Here is a 24,378-nt window from a genome sequence, read left to right as displayed (position 1 = left end):
CGGTGAGCGTCAACGCCTTGGGGGGAACCATGCGCAAGATCCTGCTCGCCACCGCTGCCACCGCCTGTCTGACCCTGACCGCCTGCGCCACCGGCGGTCCGGGTGGCAGCCACGACTCTGCTGACAAGCCGCCCACCGCGGGGGCCGCCGGCCCGCAGTCGGCCACCCCGACACCTCCGGCGGCCAACACCCCGGCCGCGCCCGGTCCGGATGCCGCCGCCCTGGCCCTCGGCGTGGCGTCCCGGACCGTGGGAACCGAGCTCGTCGGCATCCTGGAGATCACGCCGACGACCGTCGTCTACACCAGGAAGGCCCAGGGCACGGCCTCGCGGTTCGGGACCTTCGCCGTCATCACGACCAAGGACGCCTCACTGTCGGCGAACGCGGCCGACGAGGAGCCCGCCAACGGCACGAAGGGCGGCTGGCGCTGGATCGCCGCGAACGGCCAGAGCGTCTTCGAGGGCACCGGCGCCGCGCACAAGGTCCTGGTGAGCGGGTACAACGGCGTCGGCCGGATCGAACCGGGCGGCCACCAGCTGCGCTCCGAGGTCTTCGATCTGACGCCGGATCAGGCCGGCGGCGGCATCCTGGTCTACGTCGACGCCGCCGGGGGCGACTCCCGGTGGCGGATCCCGGCGGTCGACTTCGGCCCCCAGGCCGCGGACGTCAGGAAACGGCTGGCTTCCTGAACCCGCCCGCCCTCGCTCAGGCCGCGTCCGACAGCGTCCCCGGGACGATGGCCCGCGGACCGAAGCGGGCGCGGGCCCGGTCGGCCACCGCCTCGATCCGGCGAGCCCGGTCGTCCGCCGGGTCGAACGTCAGCTGCTGGGCGGCGAGTTCGGCCGCCATCAGTCCCTCGGCCCGCAGCGAGATGCCCCGCACCCTGGCCCGTTGCAGGCCGAGCGCCGCGTAGAGCCCGTACGCCAGGTCGGTGAGCGCGGGCGAGTGCGCCGAGGGTTCGCGCAGGCCGCGGGTGCGGGTGGTGGTGGACCGGTCGGCGTAGCGCACGGTGAGGCTGAGGGAACGGCACACCTGGTGCGCGCCGCGCAGCCGGACGCCCAGTTCCTCGGCCAGGGCGAGCAGCGCCCTGCGATGGTGTACGGGGTCCAACTCGTCGCGGGAGAAGGTGCGTTCGGCCGCCAGGGACCTGGCTGCGGCGTTCGGCACGACGGGGGTGCGGTCGATGCCGCGGGCCCGTTCCTGGAGTTCGCGTCCGGCCCTGGCGCCGACGATCCGCTGAACGGTGCCCGGCGGAGCGTCCGCGAGGCGCCCCGCCGTGTCGAGTCCGTACGCGCAGAGGGTGCGAGCGGTCGAGCGCCCCACCCCGTCCAGCGCACGGACCGGCTTGACGGCGAGGTACCGGTCCACCTCGTCGGGGCGCACCACCCGGGTCGTCCCGGCTCCGGCGTCCCGGGCCGCCATCCTGGCCAGCATCGCATTGGGCGCGAGGCCGATGGCGCAGCCCAGGCCGAAGTGGGCGAGCGCGCGGACCCGCAGGAGGGCGGCGAGCCGCTCCGCGTCCTGCCCGAAGTACTTCTCGGCGCCGCACAGATCGGCGAGCAGCCCGTCGGGCGGGAGCGCCTGGACGGTGGGGGTGAGGCCCTCGGCCAGCGTGACCAGCGAGGAAGGCGCCGCGTCCGACTCTCCCGGGGCGAACCGTGCACAGAGGATCATCCCGCGCTCCCGGGGCTCGCGTGCCACAACTTCCGTCCGGTGGCGGCCTGTTCACCTGCCGGTCGCAGGTCGGCCCAGGGGTTCAGTTCGTAGCCGGTGGACAGGTGGATGCGGCGGCCGTTGTCGGCGGACCGCCCGGCCGCCGTTTCAAAGGCTTCGGAGGCTTCAAAGGCTTCGGAGGCTTCCGAGGAGGGGGCGGCGGGTTCGATGGGTTCCGGCGGGGTCGCGAGGCGGGCCGAGACCGCGTCCAGGCCGCCCACCCGGCGCAGTTCGGCCAGTTCGGCGAGGTTCCAGGCGCGGGCGCCCACCACGCTGAGGCTGCGCGGGCCGCGTCGCTGCACCACGCCGCGCACAAGGAGCAGCCAGGAGTGGAAGACGGTGTAGGCGCAGGCGTCGTGACTGTCGTCGAAGAAGGCCAGGTCGACCAGGCCCGTGCCGTCGTCCAGGGTGCTGAAGACGACCCGCTTGCCGGAGCGGATCGGCGGGGTCTGGGTGGCCGCCTTGGCGCCCGCCACCAGGACCGTCCGGCCGTGCTCGGCATCGCGCAGCCGCTTGGCGGAGACGACGCCGAGTTCGTTCAGGAACTCCGTGTGGTCCTCCATCAGGTGGCGGGAGGCGTCCATACCGAGGACGCCGAGTTCGGCACTGAGCCGTTCCGCGTCATCCAGGTCGGGCAGTCCCGTACTGGCCGTCAACAGGCCGCCGTCCAGCGGGAGTTGACCGCCCGCGGCACGGCGGGCGCCGTGCAGTTCGGACAGGTGGAGCAGCAGGTCGCGCCGGTTGGCGCCGAACGCGTCGAGCGCGCCGATCCGGGCGAGCCGTTCGGCGACCGGCCGGCTGGGCCGGGCCCGCTGCCAGAAGTCACGCAGCGAGGCGTAGGGGCGGCCGGCCTCGATGCGCGCGCTCTCGGCCTCGCTGATCCCGTGGACGTCCGCCAGCGCGAGCCGCACCCCCCACACACCGGACACCAGTTCGATTCCGTGTGCGACCGAGGACCGGTTCACGTCCACCGGCAGGATAGGCACCCCGCGCCGCCGCGCGTCCGCGAGCAGCAGCCGCTTGGGGTACATCCCGGGGTCGTGGGTGAGCAGCCCGGCGTAGAAGGCGGCCGGGTGATGCGCCTTGAGCCAGGCCGACTGGTAGGTCGGCACGGCGAAGGCGACAGCGTGCGCCTTGCAGAAGCCGTACGAGCCGAAGGCCTCCACGATCTCCCAGGTGCGGGCGATCACCTCGGGCAGGTAGCCGCGCTCTTCGGCTCGTTGGGCGAACCAGGTCTTGATGCGGCCCTGCGACTCGGGGTCGCCGAGTCCGCGCCGCGCCCGGTCGGCCTCGCCCCGGCCACAGCCGGTCATGATGTTCACGATCTCGATGATCTGCTCGTGGAAGACGACCACGCCGTAGGTGTCGCGCAGCGCGTCCGCCAGGTCGGGGTGCGGGAAGCGCACCGGGGCCCGCCCGTGCCGGGCCTCGATGAACGGCCGCACCATGTCGGCCGCGACCGGTCCGGGCCTGAACAGCGAGATGTCGACCACGAGATCGTGGAAGGTGGCGGGCTGGAGCCGCCCGACCAGGTCGCGCTGGCCCGGTGACTCGATCTGGAAACAGCCCAACGTCTCGGTGGACCGGATGAGTTGGTACGTCTTCGCATCGCCGGGCGGTACCTGCGCCGGGTCGTCGATGTCGAGCTTCTCGCCCGTCGCCCGGCCGATCTCGGCCACCGCGTGGGCCATCGCCGACTGCATCCGCACGCCCAGGACGTCCAGTTTGAGCAGCCCGAGGTCCTCCACGTCCTCCTTGTCGAACTGGGACATGGGAAACCCTTCGCCGCTGGTCGGCATGACGGGGGTGCGGCACAGCAGGGAGGCGTCCGAGAGGAGCACGCCGCACGGGTGCATGGCGATGCCGCGCGGCAGTGCGTCGAGCGCCTCGACCAGCTCCCAGAACCTGCCGTACTTCTCCATCTCGCCCGCCAGGGACCGCAGTTCGGGCAGTTCCTTCAGCGCCGTGCGGGCGTCGCGGGCCCGGATGTGCGGGAAGGACTTCGCGATCCGGTCGGTCTCGGCCGGGTCCATGGACAGCGCGGCGCCCACGTCCCGGATGGCGTGCCGCACCCGGTAGGTCTCGGGCATGGCGACGGTGGCGACCCGCTCGGTGCCGAAGCGGTCGATGATCGCGCGGTAGACGTCGAGCCGGCGCGCGGACTCCACGTCGATGTCGATGTCGGGCAGCACCGGGCGCCGCTTGGAGAGGAAGCGCTCCATCAGGAGCCCGCTCTCCACCGGGTCGGCGTGGGCGATGCCGAGCAGGTGGTTGACGAGCGAGCCCGCGCCGGAGCCGCGCGCGGCCACCCGGATCCCCATCTCCCGTATGTCGTCCACGACTTGGGCGACGGTGAGGAAGTACGAGGCGTACCCCCAGTGCGCGATGATGTCCAGCTCGTGGTGCATCCGCTCCCAGTACGCGCGCCGGTCGCCGTAGCCGCGCAGCACCATGCCCGCGGCGGCCCGGGAGGCGAGGACGCGCTGCGGGGTGCGGTGGGCCGCGCCGACCAGGTGCGGCTCCGGGAAGTAGGCGAAGGTCTTGATGCCGAGGTCGTCCTGGGGGTCGACGAGGCATTCGGCGGCGGTCTGCTCGGTCATGGCGAGCAGCCGGTGGGCGACGTCGCGCCGCCAGCCCGCCGCCTCGGCGACCCGTTCGGCGATCTTGAACATGGCGTCCGGGTCCTTGAGCCAGCGCTCGCCACTGTCGAACGGTGCCCGCACCGGCACCAGGCGCCGGGCCGCGTCGAGCACGTCGGCGACCGGGCCCTGGCCGGCATCGGCGTACCGCACGGCGTTGGTCAGCACGGCGCGCACGCCCTGTTCGGCGGCGAACCCGACGGTGCGCGCGGCCAGCCGCAGCGAGCCGGGCCCGGTGCCCCTGAGCCCGTGGTGGACGGCTTCGAGGCGGAGCGAGTCGCCGTAGATCTCCCGCCAGGGCGCGAGCAGTCTCGCGGCCCGGTCGGGGCGGCCCGCACTCAGCGCGCGGCCGATCTCGGAGGCCGGTCCGAGCAGCACGGTGAGCCCCTCGGCGGGCAGGTCGGAGCGGGCGAGCAGCGGGCGCCCCCCGGCGGTGTGCGCGGCGCTGACCAGGCGGCAGAGCTCGGCCCAGCCGGTCGCGCCGTCACGGGCGAGGAAGGTGACCCGGGGAGCCGATTCGTCGACGAACGCACCGCCCCGTACGGGCGTGCGCCGGGCCTGCCCCCGAGCGGGCCCGGCGTCTTCCAGGTGTTCCGGCACGGCCAGATCGGCCCCGAACAGCGGCCGGATGCCCGCCTTGGCGCAGGCCTTGGCGAAGCGGACCGTGCCCGCGAGGGTGTCCCGGTCGGTCAGGGCGAGGGCGTCCATGCCGCGGTCGACGGCGCGTTCGGCCAGCCGTTCCGGGTGGGAGGCCCCGTACCGCAGGGAGAATCCCGAAACGGTGTGCAGATGCGTGAAGCCGGACATCCGCACCTCCTACTGATCCGTTCTCACCCCCTCCCTTCCACCATAGACCAGTTCGAACGTGCGTGCGACACACATGTTCGAATGTCTGCCGGAGCGGTCCGCCGGCCGTTCTCGGGAGGTCAGGCGGTGGCGCTCGTGATCACCGCGAACGGGGCGCCGAACGGGTCGAGCAGCATCGCGAACCGTCCCACGCCCTCGGCGTCGGCGGGCGGGATGATGACGGTCGCACCCAGCTCCTGTGCCCTGACCACCGTGGCGTCGCAGTCCTCGGTCTCGAAGTACGGGTGCCATTCGGAGGTCGAGCCCGCGTCCAGGTTCTCCTGGGGCAGCTGCATGAGGCCGCCGTGCATGGACTGCTCGCCGCCGCCCGCCGCACCGGCGATCGTGTAGACGATGTCCTCACTCATGGGCATGTCGCGGGTGTCCCACGACAGGACCGTGCGGTAGAAGTCCTTCGCCACCGCGGCATCGGTCGTGTACAGCTCGATCCAGCTGACGCTGCCGGGCTCGTTGACGATCTCCAGGCCGTCCATCTCCCGGGGCTCCCACACGGCGAACTCGGCGCCCGTCGGGTCGGTGAAGCCGGCCATCCGCCCGGCCGTGAAGACCTCCGCGGGCGCGACGCGGACCGAGCCGCCCGCCTGCTCGACGGCCTTGGCGGTGGCGTCGGCGTCCACGGTGCGGAAGTACACCGTCCAGGCGGAACTCGCGCCCTCCTCGGTCAGCGGGCCGAGGCCGGCGAGCGTCCTGCCGTCCTTCTGGAGGAAGCCGTAGCCCCCGGCCTCCGGTCCCGCGGACCGGAAATCCCAGCCGAACACGCCCGCGTAGAAAACGACGGCCGCGTCGGGGTCGGGGGTCCCCAGGTCGAGCCAGTTCAGCCCGCCGGGTACCTGCGTGGAGGTCAGCATGGAGTGCTCCTGTCGGCTGTGTAGTCCTCCCGGGGAAGCGAGCCCCGGGAACCTGCCTCCAGCGTGGCAGCCGGTGCCCGTTCGAGGGGGCGGACCGGCCGGGGGGAGTCAGCCGTTCGGCCCCGCCCCGACTGCGTGCGCACCCGGCGCGGCCGAGCGTGGGGGCATGACTTTCGTCGACGAGGTGAAGACCGCCGTCACCGTGCGGGCCGCCCTGCTGGTCATCGGCGTACTGGGGCTGATGGTCGCCTTCATCGCGTCCTACGCCGGTGCCTTCCACAGCCCGAAGCCGAAGGACATCCCCTTCGCGGTGGTCGCTCCCCCGCAGATCAGCCCGCAGCTCACGCAGAAGCTGGGCGCGCTGCCCGGCGGGCCGCTGGACGTACGGACCGCCAAGGACGCGGCCGACGCCACCCGGCAGCTGCGCGAGCGCGGCATCGACGGGGCCCTGATCGTCGATCCGCGGGGCACCACCGACACGGTGCTCGTGGCGAGCGGCGGCGGGGCCTCGCTCGCGCAGGCCGTGGAGGCGATCGTGACGGCCGCCGAGAAGACGCAGCAGCGCACCGTGAAGGTGGTGGACGTCGCCCCCGTCGCCGCGGGCGACTCCCGCACCCTGTCCTCGTTCTACCTCGTCGTCGGCTGGTGCGTGGGCGGCTACCTGTGCGCCGCGATCCTCGCGATCAGCGCGGGCGCCCGGCCCGCCAACCCCCATCGCGCGCTGATCCGGCTCGCGGTGCTCGCGCTGTACTCGATCGCCGCCGGGCTGCTCGGCTCGCTCATCATCGGGCCGGTGCTCGACGCGCTGCCGGGCAGCTACATCGGGCTCGCCGGACTCGGCGCCCTCGTCGTGTTCGCGGTGGGCGCCACCACGCTCGCCTTCCAGGGGCTCGCCGGGGTCGTCGGCATCGGCCTGGCGATCCTGGTCATCGTCGTCCTCGGCAATCCGAGCGCGGGCGGCGCCTATCCGTATCCGCTGCTCCCGCCGTTCTGGCGGACGATCGGGCCCGGCCTTCCGCCGGGCGCGGGCACCTGGGCGGCGCGCTCCATCGCGTACTTCAGGGGGAACGCGATCAGCAGCCCGCTCCAGGTGCTCTCCATCTGGGCGGCGGCCGGCGCCGTCGTCACCGTGCTCCTGGCCGGGCTGCGCCAGGATCGCGCCGGCCCACCGGTGGGCACGTGAGCCTCCCCCATCGCTTTGGGTCGCGCCCCCTTACGCCATCGGCAGCTCGGCATCGGGAACAGGAGGAGCGGCAGCCTCTCGAACGAGAGCCTCAGGAACGGAGGCCCCTGGGGCGGGGACCTCAGGAGTGGAAGCTTCTGGAGCGGGCTCGACCGCGGTCGTTGCGGGAGCGGGCTCCACAGCGGGCTCGGCCGCGGGCCCCACAGCGGGCTCCACGGGCCCCGGTGCCGGCTGCTGGGCGCGCTCCAGGAAGCGGAGCAGCTCCACCGGGAACGGCAGGACCAGCGTCGAGTTCTTCTCCGCGGCCACCGCCACCACGGTCTGGAGCAGCCGGAGTTGGAGCGCGGCCGGCTCCTTCGACATCACTCCGGCCGCTTCGGCGAGCTTCTTCGAGGCCTGGAGTTCGGCGTCGGCGTTGATGACCCGGGCCCGGCGCTCGCGGTCGGCCTCCGCCTGGCGGGCCATCGAGCGCTTCATCGTCTCCGGCAGCGACACGTCCTTGATCTCGACGCGGTCGATCTGTACGCCCCACCCGATCGCCGGGCTGTCGATCATCAGCTCCAAGCCCTGGTTGAGCTTCTCCCGGTTCGACAGGAGGTCGTCCAGATCGCTCTTGCCGATGATCGAGCGCAGCGAGGTCTGGGCCATCTGCGCGACCGCGAACTGGTAGTCCTCGACCTGGATGACCGCGTCCGCCGGGTCGACGACCTTGAAGTAGATGACCGCGTCCACCCGGACCGTCACGTTGTCCCGCGTGATGCCGTCCTGTGCGGGCACCGGCATGGTGACGATCTGCATGTTCACCTTCCGCAGCCGGTCGGCGAACGGAAGGATCATGGTGAAACCGGGGCCGCGCACGGAGTCCTTCAGCCTCCCGAGCCGGAAGACCACCCCGCGCTCGTACTGCTTGATGACCCGTGCCGCCGCCAGCACATAGACGACTCCGGCTGATGCGACGGCGATGCCGGCTGTCACCAGTGCCTCGACCATCACGGCCCCCAAGGGTCCGAATCGGACGTGTACCTCGACGGTAACTCTGCTTGTCCCCCAAGGGGAGCCCCGGTCACCGCGCGAGTGGGCCGGCGCCGCACGGGAAAAGCCGCGGAGACCGGCGGCCCGACCGGGTGAGGGGGCCATGGTCCATCGGGGCTCACCGCTTTCCGGGCCGTCGTTCACCGCCTGTGCTCGGACATCCAGGCGGCCGCGTGGTCGACCGCCTCGCGGATCGGGAAGAGCCGCGCACTGCCCCGCCCCACCGGCCCCCGGCGTACGTGCTCGGCCGGGAAGGCGGCGCCGATCAGCGCGAAGTCGCTGTCGTCGAGCGCGGCGTCGGTGTACTCGAACCAGGTGCGACCGCCCCGCTCGTCCCTGATCACCGCCCGGTAGGTACGCACCGGGTTCGACGGCACCAGGTATTCGGCGGCGTGGAACGCGGTGCACTCCGCAAAGCCCACGTTGACCAGGAGCACCTGCGCCGCGGCGGCGATCAGCCGGGCGAGCGGGGATTCGGCGCCGAAGTGGCAGTCGAGGGCGTGGCCCTTCATCAGCTCCGGGGCGCGGGCACCGAGTGCCGCGAAGGAGGTCTGCGGATGGTCGCTGCGGGCGGCGCCCTCGGTGGTCCTGACCCGTTCGGCCAGCCGGCCCATCCCGGGGCACGGGGTGCGGTCCGGGTCGAAGGGCGCCATCGCGGCCCGGAACGCGGCCGGGTCGGGGGCTTGGCGTACGAGCGCGCGGTGGGCCGGGGACGTGTCGGAGTTCTCCGGGGTGAACGCCGGGACCACCAGCGTCCCCTCCGGGCCCAGCACCGTGCGCAGCGCGTCGAGCAGGACGTCGTCCCGCAGCCCGGTGCCGCGCAGCGCGGCGTGCACGAGCAGGATGCCGCCCTCGCGCACGCCGAGTGCGCGCAACTGGGCGGTCGGATCGGCTCCTTCGAGTCCTCCGGGGTGCTCAGCACTCACGCGATGCCTCTTCCCATTCCTGGCGCACGGTGGAGACCAGGCGCCTTCCGGTCACAGTGAGTTCGGCCGCCCGCTCCAGCGCGTCAAGCGCGCGCCCGAGCTCCGCCAGGGCCCGCGCTGCGCCGCCGTACGCGGCCACCGCGACCCCTTCGTACGTCTCGGCGAGCAGCCGGGAGACCGGCAGCGGTCCCCAGGGCGACGGATGCTGCCGCGCACCGTCCATGTCGTACAGGTCCTCGACATCGAGCAGGGCCCGCAGGGCGGCCCGGCGCGAGCCGCGCAGCAGGGCCACGGCGAGCGGTTCGCCCATCAGGCCCGCGGGCAGTCCGAGCGCCCCGAAGCCGTGCCGCCCCACCACCGGCCCCGTGCCGCCGGCCAGCGGGGTCAGCGTGGTCAGCGCTCCGGCCGCCGCGAGGCGCGGGACGGTGGCCGCGAGCCGCGCACGGGCCCGCGCCACCTCGCTCCCCCACGCCTGCGCACGGCGCGGCCCGAGCCGGGGCAGTACGGGGCCGGCGAAGCAGTCGCGGTACGGGTCGAGGTCCTCCAGGACCGGCGCGTCGGCCCGGCCGGGCCTGCGGACCGGATGCCAGTGGGGGGCCGGTTCGGCGGGGTGGGCGATGTGTCGCTCGCCCGACGCGTGGCGGACCCGGAATCCGTGCCGGTCGGCGTGGACCTCGGCCCGGCCCGCCGTGCCGGGGGCTCCCAGGCGCAGGGCGCCGAGGGTCGGCAGGTGCAGCAGACCGTTGGACCAGCTCACGGGCACGGCCAGCCGGGTACCGTCCCGCACCGCGGCGGCGGCCGTGTACGCCCCGAGGCGGTGAGCCTTCGCCATCGCTTCGGGGCGGCCCTCGCGCAGGGCGCCCAGGGCGGCAAGCAGCCAGGTGCGGGCATAGGGGTGGGCGAGGACGGTGTCGAGGCCCGCACCGTCGACGGCGGTGGTCAGCTCCCAGAGCGCGGCCCACTCGGCCCCGCCGCGCCCGTCGAGCTCGGTGTGCAGCCGGACCAGCAAGGTGCGGTTCAACTCCAGTGCGGACGCGAGGAGTTGGGGTACGTCGGGGAGCTCGGGCGCGGGCGTGCGGGACTCGATGCCACGTACCAGCGCCATCAGGTCGGGGCAGTACACCGACGGGTTGTCGAAGCCCGCGCCGGCCCGGTAGCGGTGGGTGTAGTGGCCGCCCCCGCAGGACCGCACCACCGGGCAGCGACGGCATGCGTCGCCCACCCCGGCGAGGCCGCGCTGGCGGGCGCGCACGCCGGGGTGGGCGGCCACCGCGTCCAAGTCGTCCTGGAACACGGTGAATCCGGTGGCGGCGGCGCCTTCGTAGGCGGACTTGAGCGAGTCGACCTGCTCCAGGGTGCCGTCGGTCTCCACGACGACGATGTCGGTCGGGGCGAGCCCGAGGGACTCGGTGAGGCTGGGGCCGCCGTGCAGGGTGGAGAGCACCGATTCGAAGAGCCGCACCGGGACCGGCCTGCCCCGCTCCTCCCAGCGGTCGAAGACGGCGAGCAGCCAGTCGGCGTAGGGTGCCGCGGCGCCCTGCGGCCGTACCGGCGGGGCCTGCCAGGTCGCGTGCGGCAGCAGGTAGTCGATGCGGGGCGGGGCGAGCGCGACCAGCGCGTCGTGCACGGCCACCGGGTCGTTGGCGATGTCGACCGTGCACAGCAGACCGAGGAACAGCGGCCGGTAGCGGTCCTGTTGGAGCAGGTCGACGGCGGCCAGGACGTGGGGATGGCTGCTGCGGCCGTCCGCGAAGCGCCGGTGGCGGTCGTTGGCGGCCCGGTCCCCGTCCAGGGAGATGCCGACCTTCACGCCGAACTCCGCGAAGAGATCGAGGTAGCGCGGGCCGAGCAGCACCCCGTTGGTGTGGATCCGCAGATCGAGGGCGGCGACCGGGGTGACGGCGGCGGTCAGTTCCTCGCAGACGCGGCGCAGCCGGTCGGGTCCCGCGAGCAGGGGTTCCCCGCCGTGCAGGATCACCGAGACGGACGGCAGAGCGTGTCTGCGGGCGTGTTCGGCGAGGCGCCCGGCGGTGCGGGAAATGACATCGTCGGAGACCGCCCTCGGCTGATTGCGCCAGCTCTGGTCTGCGGCTTCGTACACATAACAGTGATCACAGGCCAGATCGCACCGGCTGTGCACCTTGAGCACGATCTCGCGAAAGGGGACCAGGGGTCCTGTCATTCGGCCAGTTTAGCGAGAAAAGGAATTCGGCCGCCCACAACGGGAGTTGACCCGGAATTCTCGCCGGCCCCGGCACTGGCCGTGCGTCACAGGGTCCCCGCCGGGCGTACCCGGCGGGGGTTGATCCTCAACGCACCTGTCAGAGCGCCGAGTTGAAGGTGGCCGCGGCCGCCGGGCGGCCGTCACCACAGATGGGCAGAACCCTGCTGAGCGACTTGTCGGCCTTGCTGTCCGCACCCTTCGCGGCCAGTTCGGCCAGCGACACTCGGTCCTTCTTCGCAGCGGCGAATGGGGCTGAATTCACGGAGCTTTTCACGTTCGTCCCTCGGTGTGTGATAAACGCACGTGGACAGTGGCACCGGCACATGCACCGTTGCAGTGTCGGCGGGACGACTTTACTCTCATCTCCACCGGGGGGGTGGAGCGCGCAATCGAGGCGCGCGGCTGCCGTCCCTTCCTATGGATGAAGGCAAAACCGCAGACGGGGGTGCACGTGACGGCGATTCCCGGCCCACTGCAGAGCATGGTCTTCCGGAACGCGGATCTGCCGGGCCTCTTCCACCACGCGGACGCGCTGGCGATCGGCCGCCAGCAGTCCGCCCTCAAGATCACCCGCGCTCAGCTCTCGCTGCTCGTCACCGGCGCACTGGCGGCGGCACTGCCGCAGGTGCGGGTCGGCCAGGACTTCGAGGTGCTCAGCGCGCTGAGCGCGCTGGCCTACGCGGGGGTGCTGCTCGCCGGCTTCGGGGCGGCCCGGCGCCATGCCGCCTCGCACTGGCAACTCAACCGCTCGGCCGCCGAGTTCATCAAATCCATGTGCTGGCGCTACGCCGTGCACGGGGCTCCTTTCGATCTGTCCGCCCCCGACCCGGAGGGGCTGTTCGTCACCCGCGTCGAGGAGGGCCTGCGGGAGCTGAAGAAGGTCGGCTGGCGCGACCCCCGCGACCACGGGGAGCCGGGCCTTGGGGAACTCGTCACGCCGGGCATGCGGGACTTACGGGGCAAGTCGTTCAACGTACGCAAGGAGACGTACGTACGCGACCGGCTGATCGAGCAGCGCAACTGGTACCGGCGCCGCCAGGAGACCTCCCGGCGGGCGACCAGGCTGTGGTCGACGGCGATCACGCTGCTCACCCTCCTCGCCCTGTTCTTCACCACGCTCCAGACCTTCTCGGTCGTGCAGGGGATGAATCTGGCGGGCCTTCTGTCGGCAGCGGCCGCGGCGTGTCTCGCGTGGAGCGAGATCCGGCGCCATCAGCCGCTGATCTCGGCCCATTCCCTCGTGGAGCAGGACCTGATGGAGATGCATGTGGCCATGGAGAACATGGTGACCGAACGGCAGTGGCCGCAGGCCGTGTACGAGACCGAGCGCGTCGTCTCGCCGCAGCACACGGACTGGCTGGCGCGGCTGCGGAGTTGACCGGATCCGGCTCATGCCCGGCGGGTGCCGTCGCGCCAGATGACGGTGACGGGCCGGCCGAGACTCCGGGCGTACTGGACGATGTCGCCGGTGCCGCCGAGCCCGCGGGCGGGCAGCCCGTCCCAGACGGCGACGAGCCGGTCGCAGTTGTCCGCGATGTAGGCCCCGGCCGCGTAGTAGGCCTCGTCCGTGGAGTGCGGGTAGCCGAGCGCGACCTCCTGGCTGGCACGGCGCTTCAGGCCCCGGTAGCGGGCGAGTTCGGCCGCGTCCGCGAAGCCCGTCTCGTAGTCGCCGCTGGGGATCACCACGGTGAGGGCGGCGCCGCAGTCCAGGGCGATCGAGGCGAAGAGCTGGTCGGCGCCGGTGGCGAGGCTGGAGAGCGCCTCCAGGGAGCCGTCGTGGCCGCAGAGCAGCGACCGCAGCCGGTCGCGGATCTCCGCGAAGGCCTCGGCCGGGATGTCCCGGTGGCCGGTCACTCCGATGCGCTTCACTGCGTCTCACCCCGTGTGTCCGGCGCCGGCCACCTTCGGACCTTTTCCGCTCCGCCCTTTCACATCCTCTCAAATCAGCGCAACACGTCCAGTCGGAAGCCCCCGTCCGGTTCTCCCGGGACGAGGGCTTCGTCGGCGTTCGCCGCACTGATGGTGACGTATCGTCAGAAAAGGCTCACGCCATAGGCGTTCATGGCCTCGACCACCGGCTGGAAGAAGGTCGTGCCGCCGGAGGTGCAGTCTCCGCTGCCGCCCGAGGTGAGTCCGAGGGCGGTGGATCCGGAGTAGAGCGGGCCGCCGGAGTCGCCGGGCTCGGCGCACACGGTGGTCCGGATGAGGCCGGAGACGATGTCGCCGTTGCCGTAGTTGACCGTCTGGTTGAGCGCGGTGACCTTGCCGCTGTGGATGCCGCTGGTCGAGCCGCGGCGGGTGACGCTCTGGCCGACGCTCGGGTTGGCGGCACTGGTGATGCGCTGGCTGCCGACGGCGCTCGGGTGCGCGAGCGAGGTGTTGCTGTACTGCACGAGACCGTAGTCGTTGCCCGGGAAGCTGGTGGCGACGGTCGGGCCGATGCTCGTCGAGTGCGAGGTGCTCGTGTAGTAGTTCGGGTACCCCTGGGTGCAGTGCCCGGCCGTCAGGAAGTAGTACGTGGAGCCCTTCTTGACGTTGAAGCCGAGGGAGCAGCGCCAGCTGGTGGTGTAGATCGGGTCCCCGCCGGAGAGCAGCTTGCTGAACCTGCCCGGGACCCGCTGGATGCTTATGGCGCCCGCGTTGGCCCCGGCCTCGCGCTTGATTCTGGCTATGTCGGCGGCCGAGACGGTCGAGTCGGCGGTGACGTCGACCTTGCCGGTCGCGCTGTCCACGCTCCAGGCGGTTCCGGCCACGTCCGCCCCGCGCACGGCGTCGTTCGCGGCGGTCAGGGCGGCGGCCCCGAAGGTGTGGCTGGGGGTGGCGCTGGCGTTGGGTACGGCTATGGCGGCGGCCGCGAGCAGGCCGGTCGCGACGGCGGCGAACTTGGTGCGTCTTGAGGGACCGGAGCGGTGTGTGGGGGTGGTGCGCTTGATCCTCACTTCTTTTCCTCCCGAGGGGAATCGAGGGGCCCAGGAGTGGGGGGACCCCGTGAGGCGCGGCCAGGGATGACGGCAGCACAACAAGACGCAAGCCGTGCTCCTGACAAGCGCTGCGGAGGAGTATTCGGCGGCCCGGCCGTCAAGCGCAAGGGCGCCTTTCGGGCCGGTCCACTCAAGGAGGCGTGCGCGGGGCTCAGTTGGTGCGGATGTCGCGCCCCCCGCCTCGATGTCGATGGGGAGGGTGTTGCCCGGGGGCGGGAAGGGGCGGATGAAGTGGTCGGCGAAGGCGCAGGGCACCACGAGCCGCCGCTCGTCCTGGGCGATGCGCGACACCTCGATGGGCCCGGCGTCGGCCCCCGAGTCGCACCTCTCCGGTCAACTGCCGTCCGTCTGGCGTCAGTTGGTGCCCTTCATGCCGGGGTGTGCAGCCCGAGGTGCGAGCGCAGCGTGGACCCGCCGTATTCCGTGCGGAACGCGCCCCGTTCCCGGAGCAGCGGCACCACCTGGTCGACGAAGTCGTCCAGGCCGCCGGGCGTGAGGTGGGGTACGAGGATGAAGCCGTCGGCCGCGCCGCCCTGAACGAACGCGTCGAGTTCGGCGGCCACCGTCTGCGGGGTGCCGATGAAGGACTGACGGCCGGTGTTCTCGATGACGGTCTGCCGGATGGAGAGCCCCTTGGCCTCGGACAGGGCCCGCCACTTGGCGGCCGTCGCGAAGGGGTCGGCGATCTTCACCCGGCCCTGCGCGAGGGCGGATTCGGGGTCCGGGTCGATGTCGGGGAGGGGGCCGTCGGGGTCGTAGCCGGACAGGTCACGGCCCCAGACCTGTTCGAGGGCGAGGATCGCGTTCTGCGGCGAGATCTGACGGTGGCGGATCTCGGCGGCCTTCTCCTGCGCCTCGGCCGCGGTGTCGCCGAGGACGAAGGTGACCCCGGGCATGATCTTGAGGTCGCCGGGTTCCCTGCCGTACGCGGCCAGGCGCCCCTTCACGTCGGCGTAGAAGGCGCGGCCCGCCTCCAGGGTCCCGTGCCGGGTGAAGGCGACGTCGGCGCACGAGGCGGCGAACTCGCGGCCTTCGCCGGAGTCACCGGCCTGGATGACAACGGGGTGGCCCTGCGGGGAGCGCGGCACGCCGAACGTACCCTCGACTCGGAAGTGCCGCCCGTGGTGGGCGAACGGGCGGGGCTCGCCGCCAGGGGGCCACGAGTCCCACAACTGCCGTGCGGTGGCCACGAATTCGGCGGCCCGTGAGTACCGGTCCCCGCGGTCGAGGTAGCCGCCGCGCCGGAAGTTCTCACCGGTGAAGGCATCGGGCGAGGTGACCACGTTCCAGGCGGCCCGCCCGCCGCTGAGGTGGTCGAGCGAGGCGAAGCGGCGGGCGGTCTCGTATGGCTCGTTGAAGGTCGCGTTGACGGTGGCGGCGAGCCCCAGCCGGTCGGTGACGGCGGCCAGCGCGTTGAGCAGGGTGATCGACTCGGGCCTTCCCACCACGTCGAGATCGTGGATGCGGCCCTTGTGTTCGCGCAGCCGCAGTCCCTCGGCGAGGAAGAAGAAGTCGAACGTGCCGCGTTCGGCGGTCCGGGCGAGGTGCTCGAACGACGAGAAGTCGATCTGCGATCCGGAGCGCGGGTCCGCCCAGACGGTGGTGTTGTTGACGCCGGGGAAGTGGGCGGCCAGGTGGATGTGCTTCTTGGGCTCGGTCATGACGGGCTTCCCCCTGTGAGGGCGTACTGGTTGACGGGCCGGGCCAGTCCCAGGTGTTCGCGGAGCGTGGCGCCCGGATAGAAGCGCCGGAGCAGACAGCGGTGCTGGAGGACCGGCACGGTGGCGCCGACGAGGAGGCCGAGGTCGCGCTCGGGGTCGGCCGGGCGCAGGTGGAAGCCGTCGACGGCGCCCTGCGCGTGCCAGTCGCCGATGAGTGCGGCCAGTTCCACGGCGTCGGCGGTGGTGTGCAGTTCCACCGGGACCGAGCCGAGCACCCGCAGCCGTTCGGGGTCCCGGCCGTGCGCGCGGGCCCGGTCGCGCAGCTCCTGGCGGGTGGTCCGCGCGGACAGTGGGTCCTGGGTACGGACGAGCGCGACGTCGGCGTGGCGTACGGCGGCGGCCCGCGGCCTCGCGGCGGTCGCGTCGATGACCGTGACCGGGTGGCCCTGGGGCGGTCGAGGCACGATGGCGGGGCCGCGCACCGAGAACGTACGCCCCTCGAAGTCGACGTGGTGCAGTTTGTCGCGGTCAACGAAGCGGCCTGTCGACTCGTCGCGGATCTCGGCGTCGTCCTCCCATGAGTCCCACAGCCTGGCCGCCACGTCGGCGACTTCGCCCGCCTCGTGCCACGCGTCGGCCGCGTTCGCGGCGGGCCGCCGCCCGAAGAGCCTCGCCTCGGTCTCGGTGGTGGACACCTCGGGGCTCCAGCCGGCCCGCCCGCGGCTCACCCAGTCCAGCGTCGCGATGGCCGAGGAGACGTGGAACGGCTCGGTGTGGGTGGTGTTCACGGCGGGGACGAGCCCGATGCGTTCGGTGGCGGGCGCGACGCGGGCCAACACGGCCGGGGCGTCCAGACCCGGCCGCGCGAAGGAGTCCCCCAGCGTCACGAAGTCGAGTGTCCCCCGCTCGGCGAGCCGTGCGAGGGCGGTGAAGTGGGCGGCGTCGTAGTGCCCCGCGCCGTCGATGGCGACGGCGAGATGCACGGGGCTCCGGACCAGGGGTGCGGGCATGGGGTGGACCTTTCTGGCATGGGTGGGCGCGCGGCAGCGCAGGGGGTGACGGCCGTCAGGCGCTGAGGGGGCGACACGCAAGGTCGCGCAGGACGTTCAGTGCGGCCCTGGCGGTGGCGTCGTTCTGCCGGAAGGCGGGCCCCCCGGTGCGCGGCCTGGTGAAGGCCCCCGCCGAGCGGGCGACGGTGAAGGGCCCGAGCGCGAACCGGCGCGGGTGCGCCCGGCCGTCGCGTCCGAGGATCCGGCCGTCGGCGGGGTCGACCTGGAGCAGGCCGGTCGCGGCCGAGCCCGCCCCGGCCGCGTACAGCGAGCGCAGCAGCGGGCTGCCGACGCGGTCGGCGGCGGGCTCGGGCAGCCGCGCCTCGACGAGCGCGGCCGCCTCGATCCCCTTCCCGGGCACACTGGCGCCGCGCGCCCGGAAGACGCCCTTGGCCTCATCGGCCTCGACGGCGAGCCCCGCGCCGAGGAAGCGCACCACCCCCGCCTCCGACAGGGCGAGCAGTTGACGCAGCCGGGGGCCGGGTGGTCCGGAGGCCAGGTAGCTGAAGAACCCGTGCCACCAGCTACCCACGTCACCGATCCGCAGCAGCTGTCCGTACACCGAGAGCAGCCCGAGGAAGACCGCCAAGTCGGCGCTGCGGCACGGATCATGACGTCTGGTCAGATCTGCCAGCAGATAGCCGCGCAGGCCGTCCTGGAGGGCCTCGTACGAGGGGAAGCGGAGCCCGTCGAGCGGGTGGTCGAGGGCTTCGAGGTCGAGGCGGTCGGCGGGGTCGGGGACGGCCGCGGCGATCAGCGCCCGCAGGCCGGGGCTGCCGGGGTCGGCGGCGGCGTACTTCTCCTCGAAGCCGGGCCAGTCGACGGCGGTGCGCTCGGGGTGGGCGGTGAACAGCCGGTGGTAGTGGGCGAAGCCCAGCTCTTTGTCGATCAGGGGCCAGATGTCACGGCGGAAGTCGGGCCGGCCCGGCCGGGCGAGGAGCGCGTCCACCTCTGCGGGGCCGAAGTACCGCGGCAGCGCGGGGCGTTCGCCCTGCCAGGCGTAGCCGAGCTTGGAGTGGTAGGGCACGCCGCGCCGGGAGCCGACGTAAAGCACGGGCTCGCGGCCGGAGCGATGGTAGGCGCCGGTGGCGTCGTAGTGGCCGCCCCGGCCTTCCGTGAGCAGGGTCATCAGGTCGATGAAGGTGAGTCCGAAGCCGCGGACGATGACGCGCTCGCCCGGACGCAGGGGCGCAAGGTCGCTGTCCGCGGCGAAGGCGGGCGGCAGGTAGACCAGGGCGCGGCGGTCGGCGAAGTCCGCCAACTCCCTTTGTTCCGCGGTTAATCCGGCGTTCAGATGACCGAGGGTGAGCACGACCACGTCGGCGGTCAGCGGCTCGCGGCGGCCGTCGAGCCACACCCGCTGGCGGCCCTCGCGCGGGCCGGTGACGCGGCGGGCGCGCGTGCGGTGCTCGTGCACGGTGACCGTGGGCGGCAGCGCGGCCACCGCGTCCTCGTACACCCAGCGCAGGTACTCGCCCTGCGCCCGTCGACTGGGGAAGGCGCGCGCGTCCCGGCCGGACCACTGGGCGAAGGTGGGGCCGGGGCGCACCGGGCCCTCCAGCTGGACGGTCTCGTCGGTGAACATGGTGACGTCCTCGGCCATGGAGTTCATCCACAGCAGGGGCGACTGGTCGGAGCGCCAGATCCGTCCGCCGCCCGCGGGATAGGGGTCCACCAGGTGGACGTCGAGGGGCTCGTCCCCGTACAGGGAAGGGATGTTGGCGGCGAGCCGCTCCAGGAATCCGGTTCCGCGCGGACCGGCCCCCACGATCACGAGGGACGCGCGGGGAGGGGTGAGGGACATACGAAGGCTCCATCGATGCGGCGATCGAGTACGGGACGGCCTTCACGAACACACGGCGCCGAGCGGCGCGGAACCGAGCCCCTCAGCACGGTTTCCGCTCCCGAGGTTATGCGCCGCATGCTGGAGGTTGTCAAGCATGTCCACACTGTGAGCCGGGCGTCTCAGCGCAGTTGACGCGTCATCGGATGCCTGTTCCACTGGGGCCATGCATCCGCAGCAGTGGCTGGTCACGCGCTCCCACATCGACTTCGGTCGAGTGTGGTCCTCTTCCTGTTGAGCCGACCCCCTGCACGGTCCCTGCGACGCGCCTCGCGCCGTTCCCTTACGCCTTCACGCTGAACGCACCCCTCCCCTCGCATCTCCAGATCCCAAACCGCCCTGCCGTCATGCCGGTTGAGCGAGCCGTTCAGCAGCTCGCGCCGCCGACGCACGCACAGCACTCACAACATTCACAGCATTCACAACACGAACAGGCGTCGCAGCAGTCGCAGCCATCGCAGTCGGTGCAGCAGCCCTCGCGCTTCTTGCGCGACCAGGGGCCCTCGTACTGGTCGGCGCAGCACAACTTGCAGGTGCAGCAGAGCCCGAGGAAGGCGGCGCAGCCCGCGAAGAAGCCGCGCGGCTCGGGGCGCGGCGGCTCGGGGTCGAACGCGGGGCCCGCCGGGCCGAACGAGCCCTGGTGCGGATGCGCGCAGCTCACCGTGTTGAACGAGCGGTTCACGGACTGGCTCAGTTCGTGGGCGAGCAGGACGTGGGCGAGCTTTCCGTCCACGAAGTCGACCTCGCGCAGCGCGAGCCTGATGCCGTGCACCGCGTCGTCGGCGAGCCTGCGGGCCTCGGTGAGGTCCGTGCCGGTCGCGGCCAGCGGATTCCAGGCGCCCGACGCGGCGTCAGCTTCGCGGTCCTCCACGGCGTCGAGGAGGTGGGCGAGCCGCCCGAAGAGCCGGCCGGCCTCGGCGAGCGGCTCCGCGTTGTGCGGCTTACCGGCGAGGTGGGCGGTGTGGGCGAAGGCGGCCGCGGTCGCGGTCTCCGTCGGCTCGGTGACCGTCAGGACGGAGGTGCCGGGGCCCGCGAGAGCCTCGATGGCGCCCTGCCGGTCGACCGCGTCGAGGAGCACTGCCGTGTCGAAGCCGAGCGAGGCGCCGGTGCGCGCCCCGGCGCGGTCCCAGCTCCTGGCGACCCGGCGGGCGGCGAGCGCGACCGGCTTGCGGGCCAACAGACCGTCCCGGTCGGCCACGTGGTCGCGGACCTTGGCCGACGCGAGGACCAGCGAGACGGCCGCAGCCAGGCGGGCCCCCTCACCCTTGGCGACCGGTGCCGTTCGCATCGCGCGCAGCGGACAGGGTCCGGCGGTGCGTCGCCGGCCGGGGGTGCGTTCGGCCTGAGCCTCCGTCAGAACCGAGACGATCAGGCCGTCGTAGTTGGTCACGACCCGGGCGAGCTGCCCGTGGTCGGAGCGAAGTGCCAGGCAGAGTCCGCAGAGATGGGCCATCCACTCGGTCTTCAGGCCCTCGCCGAGCCGGTGTGAACAGGGCCTGACGATTCCGAACACGACTCTCCCCCAGGTGCCGTCGGGCTCGCGCCCCACGCATCGTTCTTCAGTGCGGCACGCATCGTATCGAGCGATCCGTTCACCCGTACGACACCCAGGTCACTCATGTGGAGGGACATACATATTTTTGTTACACCGGATCTCCTGTACCGCCCCACACCTAGAGGATTCCTGACGAATCGCCACATGTTCTGTGCCAGTACCGTCACGAATCACCTGCGCGGCGACTATCCACTTGGCGCGGTATCCGCATCATGGACGACCATAGGGATGCGGAACGGAAGATGTAGCTAGAAGAAGTCCGCTGTGAGAGGAGGCGTCCATGGGATCGGTGCGCAAGGCCAGTGCCTGGCTGGGGCTTGTCGAGGACAACGACGACCGCTACTACGACGACGAGTACACCGAGGGTGCCGCCGAGCCGGGCGAGGCCTGGGTGACCGACCCGCGGGTGCGGGTGGCCTCCGACGCGGCCGAGGAGCAGGGCCGCCGGATCGCCACCGTCACGCCGGACGGCTTCCGGGACGCGCGGGGCATCGGCGAGCTGTTCCGCGAGGGCGTCCCGGTGATCGTGAACCTGACGGGCATGGACGCGGGCGACGCCAAGCGCGTCGTCGACTTCGCGGCCGGGCTCACCTTCGGCCTGCGCGGCTCCATCGAGCGCGTGGCGACGAGGGTCTTCCTGTTGACCCCCGCCGACACCCAGATCGTCAGCGGCGAGGCCGCGGGCCGCCAGACCGGCGGCTTCTTCAACCAGAGCTGAGTCCCGATGGCTCCCGGCCACGACCACCGCCGAGCCGGGCGCTCACCGGATCATCGTTCCTAGCGGAACGCGTCAAGTCCGGTGAGCGCCTTGCCGAGCACCAACTGGTGCATTTCCACGGTGCCTTCGTAGGTGAGCACCGACTCCAGATTGGTGGCGTGCCGCATCACCGGGTACTCCAGCGAGATCCCGTTCGCGCCGAGGATCGTGCGCGAGGTGCGGCAGATCTCGATCGCCTCCCGTACGTTGTTGAGCTTTCCGAAGCTGACCTGCTCGGGGCGGAGCCTTCCCGCGTCCATGCGCCGGCCCAGATGGTGGGCGAGCAGAATCCCCTTGTGTAGTTCGACGGCCATGTCGGCGAGCTTGGCCTGGGTGAGCTGGAAGCCGCCGATGGGCTTGCCGAACTGCTCGCGGGTCTTCGCATAGTCGACGGCGGCCTCGAACGAGGCACGGGCCGCGCCCATGGCGCCCCAGACGATTCCGTACCGCGCGTGCGAGAGGCAGCTGAGCGGGCCCTTGAGCCCGGTGACCTCCGGGAGCACGGCATCCGCGGGCAGCCGCACCTCGTCCAGGACGAGCTCGCTGGTGACGCTGGCCCGCAACGACCACTTGTGCTTGATCTCGGGGGCCGAGAATCCGGGGGCGTCGGTCGGCACCACGAAGCCGCGGATACCGGCGTCCGTCTGCGCCCAGACGACCGCGACACCCGCCACCGAGCCGTTGGTGATCCACATCTTGCGGCCGGTCAGCACCCAGTCGGCGCCGTCCTTCTTGGCGTACGTGCGCATTGCGGCCGGATCCGAGCCGTGGTCGGGCTCGGTGAGACCGAAGCAGCCGATGATCTCGCCCGCGGCCATGCCGGGCAGCCAGCGCCGCTTGTGTTCCTCGGAGCCGAACCGCCAGATCGCGTACATGGCGAGCGAGCCCTGTACGGAGACGAGCGAGCGGATGCCGGAGTCGGCGGCCTCCAGCTCCAGGCAGGCGAGGCCGTACTGGACCGCGGTCGCGCCCGCGCAGCCGTAACCGGTCAGGGACATGCCCAGCGCGCCGATCGAGCCGAGTTCGCGGGCCAGTTCGCGGATGCCGGGCAGTTCGCCGTTCTCGTACCACTCGGCGATGTGCGGCAGGACCCGGTCGGCGGCCCAGGAGCGCACGGTGTCGCGGATCGCGAGGTCCTCCGCGCTCAGCAGGTCGTCGATGCCGAGCGGGTCGGCCGGGTCGAAGGGGGGCAGCTTGGAGGAAGGAGCGGACATGAGGGCGCCTCCGCGGCTCTCGCTCAACTAAAACTAGCAGTGTTAGTTATTACCTGAGCGCTGACGTTACGGGTCAGTGTCCCGCGCGTCCAGACTCCGCCGTCGCCACGTCCGCGGGCCGCGCCGGAGCGGGCACCTTCAGACTGAGCTGCTGCGCCAGCGGCGCCTGCCGCGCCTCCGGCTCGGCGGCCGGGTCCGGCCCGGCCACCGTGCAGTCCATGATCCACGGCAGCCGCAGCCCGGCCAGCGCACCCAGGAGCAGGAGCCCGGCGCTGACGAACAGCGTCACGTGCAGGCCGTGCACGAAGGCGGTGCGGGCCGCGGAGCGCAGCGCGTCGCCGGCCGGGCCGCCCAGGCGGGCGGCGACGTCGTAGGCCTCACCGAGCGAGTTGGCCGCCTGGGCCGATGCCGCGGCGGGGACCGAGCCGACGGAGGCGAGCCCGGGGGCGTAGGCGGCGTTCATCACGCTGCCGAGCAGTGCGATGCCCATGCCCGCGCCGAGCTGGTAGGAGGTCTCGCCGATCGCGGCCGCGCCCCCGGCCCGCTCGGGCGGCGCCTCGCTGAGCATCGACTCGTACGCCGCGAACAGCGTGGTCTGCAGGCCGAAGCCGAGCAGTACGAAGGAGACGAACATCAGGGACGGCCAGTCGGTCTGGCCCATCATGAGGAGCAGCAGCACGGCGGCGGCGGTCAGCACGAACCCCGTGCACACCATCCGGCGCGGGCCGAGCCTGCGCAGCGTGTACGAACCGGTCGCGCCCGCCGCCATCGCGGCGAAGGTGAGCGGCAGCATGCGCAGTCCGGTGTCGAGCGGGGAGAGCCCGAGGACCAGCTGGAGGTACTGGACGGCTATGAGTTCGAGGCCGACGAGCGCCAGCATGGCCACGATGATGCAGCCGACCGAGGTGGCGAACGCGGGCCGGGAGAACATCCGGATGTCGATGAGCGGATGCGCGCGGCGCCGCTGCCTGCGGACGAACAGGACGAGCAGCGCGGTGCCGACGCAGAGCGCCGCGAGGGTGCGCCCGTCGAGGACGCCGGAGCCGCCGCCGAGCCGCTTGACGCCGAACACCACGGCGAGGATGCCGCCCGCCGCCATCAGCGCGCCGAGCACGTCCCAGGGCCCGTCGGAGCTGCCCTTGGACTCGGCCACGATCCAGCGGCCGAGCGGCAGCATCAGCGCCATCAGCGGGATGTTGACGAGGAAGACCGAGCCCCACCAGAAGTGCTGGACGAGGAAGCCGCCGAGCACCGGCCCGGTGGCGGCGCCGATCGCGGCGACCGCCGTCCAGATGCCGATGGCGGTGGCCCGCTCGCGGCGGTCGGGGAAGACGACGCGGACGATGGAGAGCGTGGCGGGCATGATCATCGCGCCGCCGATGCCGAGCAGCGCGCGGGCGGCTATGAGCACCGGCGCCGAATCGGCCAGCGCGGCGACCGCCGAGGCGGCGCCGAAGATCCCGTAGCCGAGCAGCAGCACCCGGCGCCGGCCCACCCGGTCGCCGAGTGTGCCGAAGAGGATGAGGAGAGCCGCGCAGACCAGCGGGTAGGCGTCGACGATCCAGAGCAGTTCCACCGAGCCGGGGCGCAGGTCCTCGGTGACCGAGGGGATCGCGACATGAAGCACGGTGGCGTCCAGGGCCACGAACAAGAGGCTGACGCAGAGGACGACGAGGACGACCCAGCGGTTGGCACCGCCGGCAGCAGCACGCGCCCGTGCACCGGCCATGGTCGTCCCTGTCATGTACGTACCTCCCAGTACTGCGGGCCGCGGCCAGACCCTGGACGGCTTGGCCGCATCGGACCTGCCGTCACCACTCTCGCGGTCGGCGGGCCCGGCGGACCAGTGACCAGCCGGGCATCGGGTCGGCGTCCCCAAAGGCCGG

General features: G+C 72.3%; 19 protein-coding genes. 4 read left to right on the top strand and 15 right to left on the bottom strand.

Annotated elements, in window-relative coordinates:
• The first annotated feature begins 2 nt into the window (after positions 1-2).
• Entirely contained in the window at positions 3-689 is a 687-nt protein-coding gene (locus OG522_RS29165; RefSeq protein ID WP_329465999.1) for a hypothetical protein, read from the top strand.
• Positions 690-705: 16 nt separating this feature from the next.
• Here the strand turns inward: OG522_RS29165 and OG522_RS29160 are convergent, their stop codons facing one another.
• From OG522_RS29160 to OG522_RS29150, 3 genes are all read right to left on the bottom strand, one after another.
• The gene (locus OG522_RS29160) at positions 706-1,674 is read right to left on the bottom strand and encodes a DNA polymerase Y family protein (protein ID WP_329465998.1); all 969 of its coding nucleotides are present in this window, start codon (positions 1,672-1,674) and stop codon (positions 706-708) included.
• The gene (locus OG522_RS29155; RefSeq protein WP_329465997.1) at positions 1,671-5,159 is read right to left on the bottom strand and encodes a DNA polymerase III subunit alpha; all 3,489 of its coding nucleotides are present in this window, start codon (positions 5,157-5,159) and stop codon (positions 1,671-1,673) included. Before OG522_RS29155 ends, OG522_RS29160 begins: the two co-directional genes overlap by 4 nt.
• 119 nt (positions 5,160-5,278) lie before the next feature.
• Complete coding sequence (locus tag OG522_RS29150) at positions 5,279-6,067, bottom strand: VOC family protein (protein ID WP_329465996.1); 789 nt, start codon at positions 6,065-6,067, stop codon at positions 5,279-5,281.
• A gap of 166 nt (positions 6,068-6,233) precedes the next feature.
• On the opposite strand from OG522_RS29150, the gene OG522_RS29145 reads away from it, so the two are divergent.
• Positions 6,234-7,250, top strand: coding sequence for a DUF3533 domain-containing protein (locus tag OG522_RS29145; protein ID WP_329465995.1), 1,017 nt, complete (start codon positions 6,234-6,236; stop codon positions 7,248-7,250).
• Positions 7,251-7,280: 30 nt separating this feature from the next.
• On the opposite strand, the gene OG522_RS29140 is transcribed toward OG522_RS29145, so the two are convergent.
• The 4 genes from OG522_RS29140 to OG522_RS29125 form a co-directional block, all read right to left on the bottom strand.
• On the bottom strand, positions 7,281-8,240 hold the full coding sequence (locus OG522_RS29140) for a slipin family protein (RefSeq protein ID WP_329467779.1): 960 nt from the start codon (positions 8,238-8,240) through the stop codon (positions 7,281-7,283).
• Positions 8,241-8,422: 182 nt separating this feature from the next.
• Positions 8,423-9,208, bottom strand: coding sequence for an aminoglycoside N(3)-acetyltransferase (locus OG522_RS29135; RefSeq protein ID WP_329465994.1), 786 nt, complete (start codon positions 9,206-9,208; stop codon positions 8,423-8,425).
• Entirely contained in the window at positions 9,198-11,390 is a 2,193-nt protein-coding gene (fxsBH, locus tag OG522_RS29130; RefSeq protein WP_329465993.1) for a radical SAM/SPASM protein FxsBH, inactivated beta-hydroxylase extension form, read from the bottom strand. Before fxsBH ends, OG522_RS29135 begins: the two co-directional genes overlap by 11 nt.
• Positions 11,391-11,529: 139 nt before the next feature.
• A complete protein-coding gene (locus tag OG522_RS29125; RefSeq protein WP_329465991.1) occupies positions 11,530-11,694 on the bottom strand; it encodes a hypothetical protein in 165 nt (54 codons plus the stop codon).
• Positions 11,695-11,913: 219 nt separating this feature from the next.
• On the opposite strand from OG522_RS29125, the gene OG522_RS29120 reads away from it, so the two are divergent.
• Positions 11,914-12,810, top strand: coding sequence for a DUF4231 domain-containing protein (locus OG522_RS29120; protein WP_329465990.1), 897 nt, complete (start codon positions 11,914-11,916; stop codon positions 12,808-12,810).
• Positions 12,811-12,821: 11 nt separating this feature from the next.
• On the opposite strand, the gene OG522_RS29115 is transcribed toward OG522_RS29120, so the two are convergent.
• The 6 genes from OG522_RS29115 to OG522_RS29090 all read right to left on the bottom strand — a co-directional run bounded on the left by OG522_RS29115 (position 12,822) and on the right by OG522_RS29090 (position 20,479).
• Positions 12,822-13,301: a hypothetical protein gene (locus OG522_RS29115; protein ID WP_329465989.1), complete on the bottom strand. Its 480-nt coding sequence runs from the start codon at positions 13,299-13,301 to the stop codon at positions 12,822-12,824.
• Positions 13,302-13,465: 164 nt separating this feature from the next.
• Positions 13,466-14,371 (bottom strand): S1 family peptidase, encoded by a 906-nt coding sequence (locus OG522_RS29110; RefSeq protein ID WP_329465988.1) that lies wholly within the window; start codon positions 14,369-14,371, stop codon positions 13,466-13,468.
• A 410-nt stretch (positions 14,372-14,781) separates the two neighbouring features.
• Entirely contained in the window at positions 14,782-16,074 is a 1,293-nt protein-coding gene (locus OG522_RS29105) for an LLM class flavin-dependent oxidoreductase (protein WP_329465987.1), read from the bottom strand.
• Positions 16,071-17,084, bottom strand: a complete 1,014-nt coding sequence (locus OG522_RS29100; RefSeq protein ID WP_329465986.1) for an LLM class flavin-dependent oxidoreductase — start codon at positions 17,082-17,084, stop codon at positions 16,071-16,073. Before OG522_RS29100 ends, OG522_RS29105 begins: the two co-directional genes overlap by 4 nt.
• Before the next feature lie 55 nt (positions 17,085-17,139).
• Positions 17,140-18,927 carry an FAD/NAD(P)-binding protein gene (locus OG522_RS29095; RefSeq protein WP_329465985.1) on the bottom strand — a complete coding sequence of 596 codons (1,788 nt, stop codon included), beginning with the start codon at positions 18,925-18,927 and terminating at the stop codon, positions 17,140-17,142.
• A 406-nt stretch (positions 18,928-19,333) separates the two neighbouring features.
• Positions 19,334-20,479 carry a DUF5685 family protein gene (locus OG522_RS29090; protein ID WP_329465984.1) on the bottom strand — a complete coding sequence of 382 codons (1,146 nt, stop codon included), beginning with the start codon at positions 20,477-20,479 and terminating at the stop codon, positions 19,334-19,336.
• Positions 20,480-20,801: 322 nt separating this feature from the next.
• On the opposite strand from OG522_RS29090, the gene OG522_RS29085 reads away from it, so the two are divergent.
• Positions 20,802-21,239 carry a cell division protein SepF gene (locus tag OG522_RS29085; RefSeq protein ID WP_329465983.1) on the top strand — a complete coding sequence of 146 codons (438 nt, stop codon included), beginning with the start codon at positions 20,802-20,804 and terminating at the stop codon, positions 21,237-21,239.
• A 59-nt stretch (positions 21,240-21,298) separates the two neighbouring features.
• On the opposite strand, the gene OG522_RS29080 is transcribed toward OG522_RS29085, so the two are convergent.
• Positions 21,299-22,492, bottom strand: coding sequence for an acyl-CoA dehydrogenase family protein (locus tag OG522_RS29080; RefSeq protein WP_329465982.1), 1,194 nt, complete (start codon positions 22,490-22,492; stop codon positions 21,299-21,301).
• A gap of 73 nt (positions 22,493-22,565) precedes the next feature.
• A complete protein-coding gene (locus tag OG522_RS29075; protein WP_329465981.1) occupies positions 22,566-24,236 on the bottom strand; it encodes an MFS transporter in 1,671 nt (556 codons plus the stop codon).
• Positions 24,237-24,378 lie beyond the last annotated feature (142 nt).

Source organism: Streptomyces sp. NBC_01431 (assembly GCF_036231355.1).
Taxonomy (GTDB): Bacteria; Actinomycetota; Actinomycetes; order Streptomycetales; family Streptomycetaceae; genus Streptomyces.
The sequence above is the reverse complement of the archived record's forward strand: the minus strand, read 5'-3'. Positions and strand labels throughout refer to the sequence as shown.

Bases quoted from the DNA above. Each gene is read 5' to 3' on its own strand.
- OG522_RS29080 (WP_329465982.1), bottom strand. From the start codon at position 22,492: ATGTCCGCTCCTTCCTCCAAGCTGCCCCCCTTCGACCCGGCCGACCCG.
- OG522_RS29150 (WP_329465996.1), bottom strand. From the start codon at position 6,067: ATGCTGACCTCCACGCAGGTACCCGGCGGGCTGAACTGGCTCGACCTG.
- OG522_RS29085 (WP_329465983.1), top strand. From the start codon at position 20,802: ATGGGATCGGTGCGCAAGGCCAGTGCCTGGCTGGGGCTTGTCGAGGAC.
- OG522_RS29140 (WP_329467779.1), bottom strand. From the start codon at position 8,240: ATGGTCGAGGCACTGGTGACAGCCGGCATCGCCGTCGCATCAGCCGGA.
- OG522_RS29160 (WP_329465998.1), bottom strand. From the start codon at position 1,674: ATGATCCTCTGTGCACGGTTCGCCCCGGGAGAGTCGGACGCGGCGCCT.
- OG522_RS29095 (WP_329465985.1), bottom strand. From the start codon at position 18,927: ATGTCCCTCACCCCTCCCCGCGCGTCCCTCGTGATCGTGGGGGCCGGT.
- OG522_RS29155 (WP_329465997.1), bottom strand. From the start codon at position 5,159: ATGTCCGGCTTCACGCATCTGCACACCGTTTCGGGATTCTCCCTGCGG.
- OG522_RS29100 (WP_329465986.1), bottom strand. From the start codon at position 17,084: ATGCCCGCACCCCTGGTCCGGAGCCCCGTGCATCTCGCCGTCGCCATC.
- OG522_RS29145 (WP_329465995.1), top strand. From the start codon at position 6,234: ATGACTTTCGTCGACGAGGTGAAGACCGCCGTCACCGTGCGGGCCGCC.
- OG522_RS29120 (WP_329465990.1), top strand. From the start codon at position 11,914: ATGGTCTTCCGGAACGCGGATCTGCCGGGCCTCTTCCACCACGCGGAC.
- fxsBH (WP_329465993.1), bottom strand. From the start codon at position 11,390: ATGACAGGACCCCTGGTCCCCTTTCGCGAGATCGTGCTCAAGGTGCAC.
- OG522_RS29105 (WP_329465987.1), bottom strand. From the start codon at position 16,074: ATGACCGAGCCCAAGAAGCACATCCACCTGGCCGCCCACTTCCCCGGC.
- OG522_RS29075 (WP_329465981.1), bottom strand. From the start codon at position 24,236: ATGACAGGGACGACCATGGCCGGTGCACGGGCGCGTGCTGCTGCCGGC.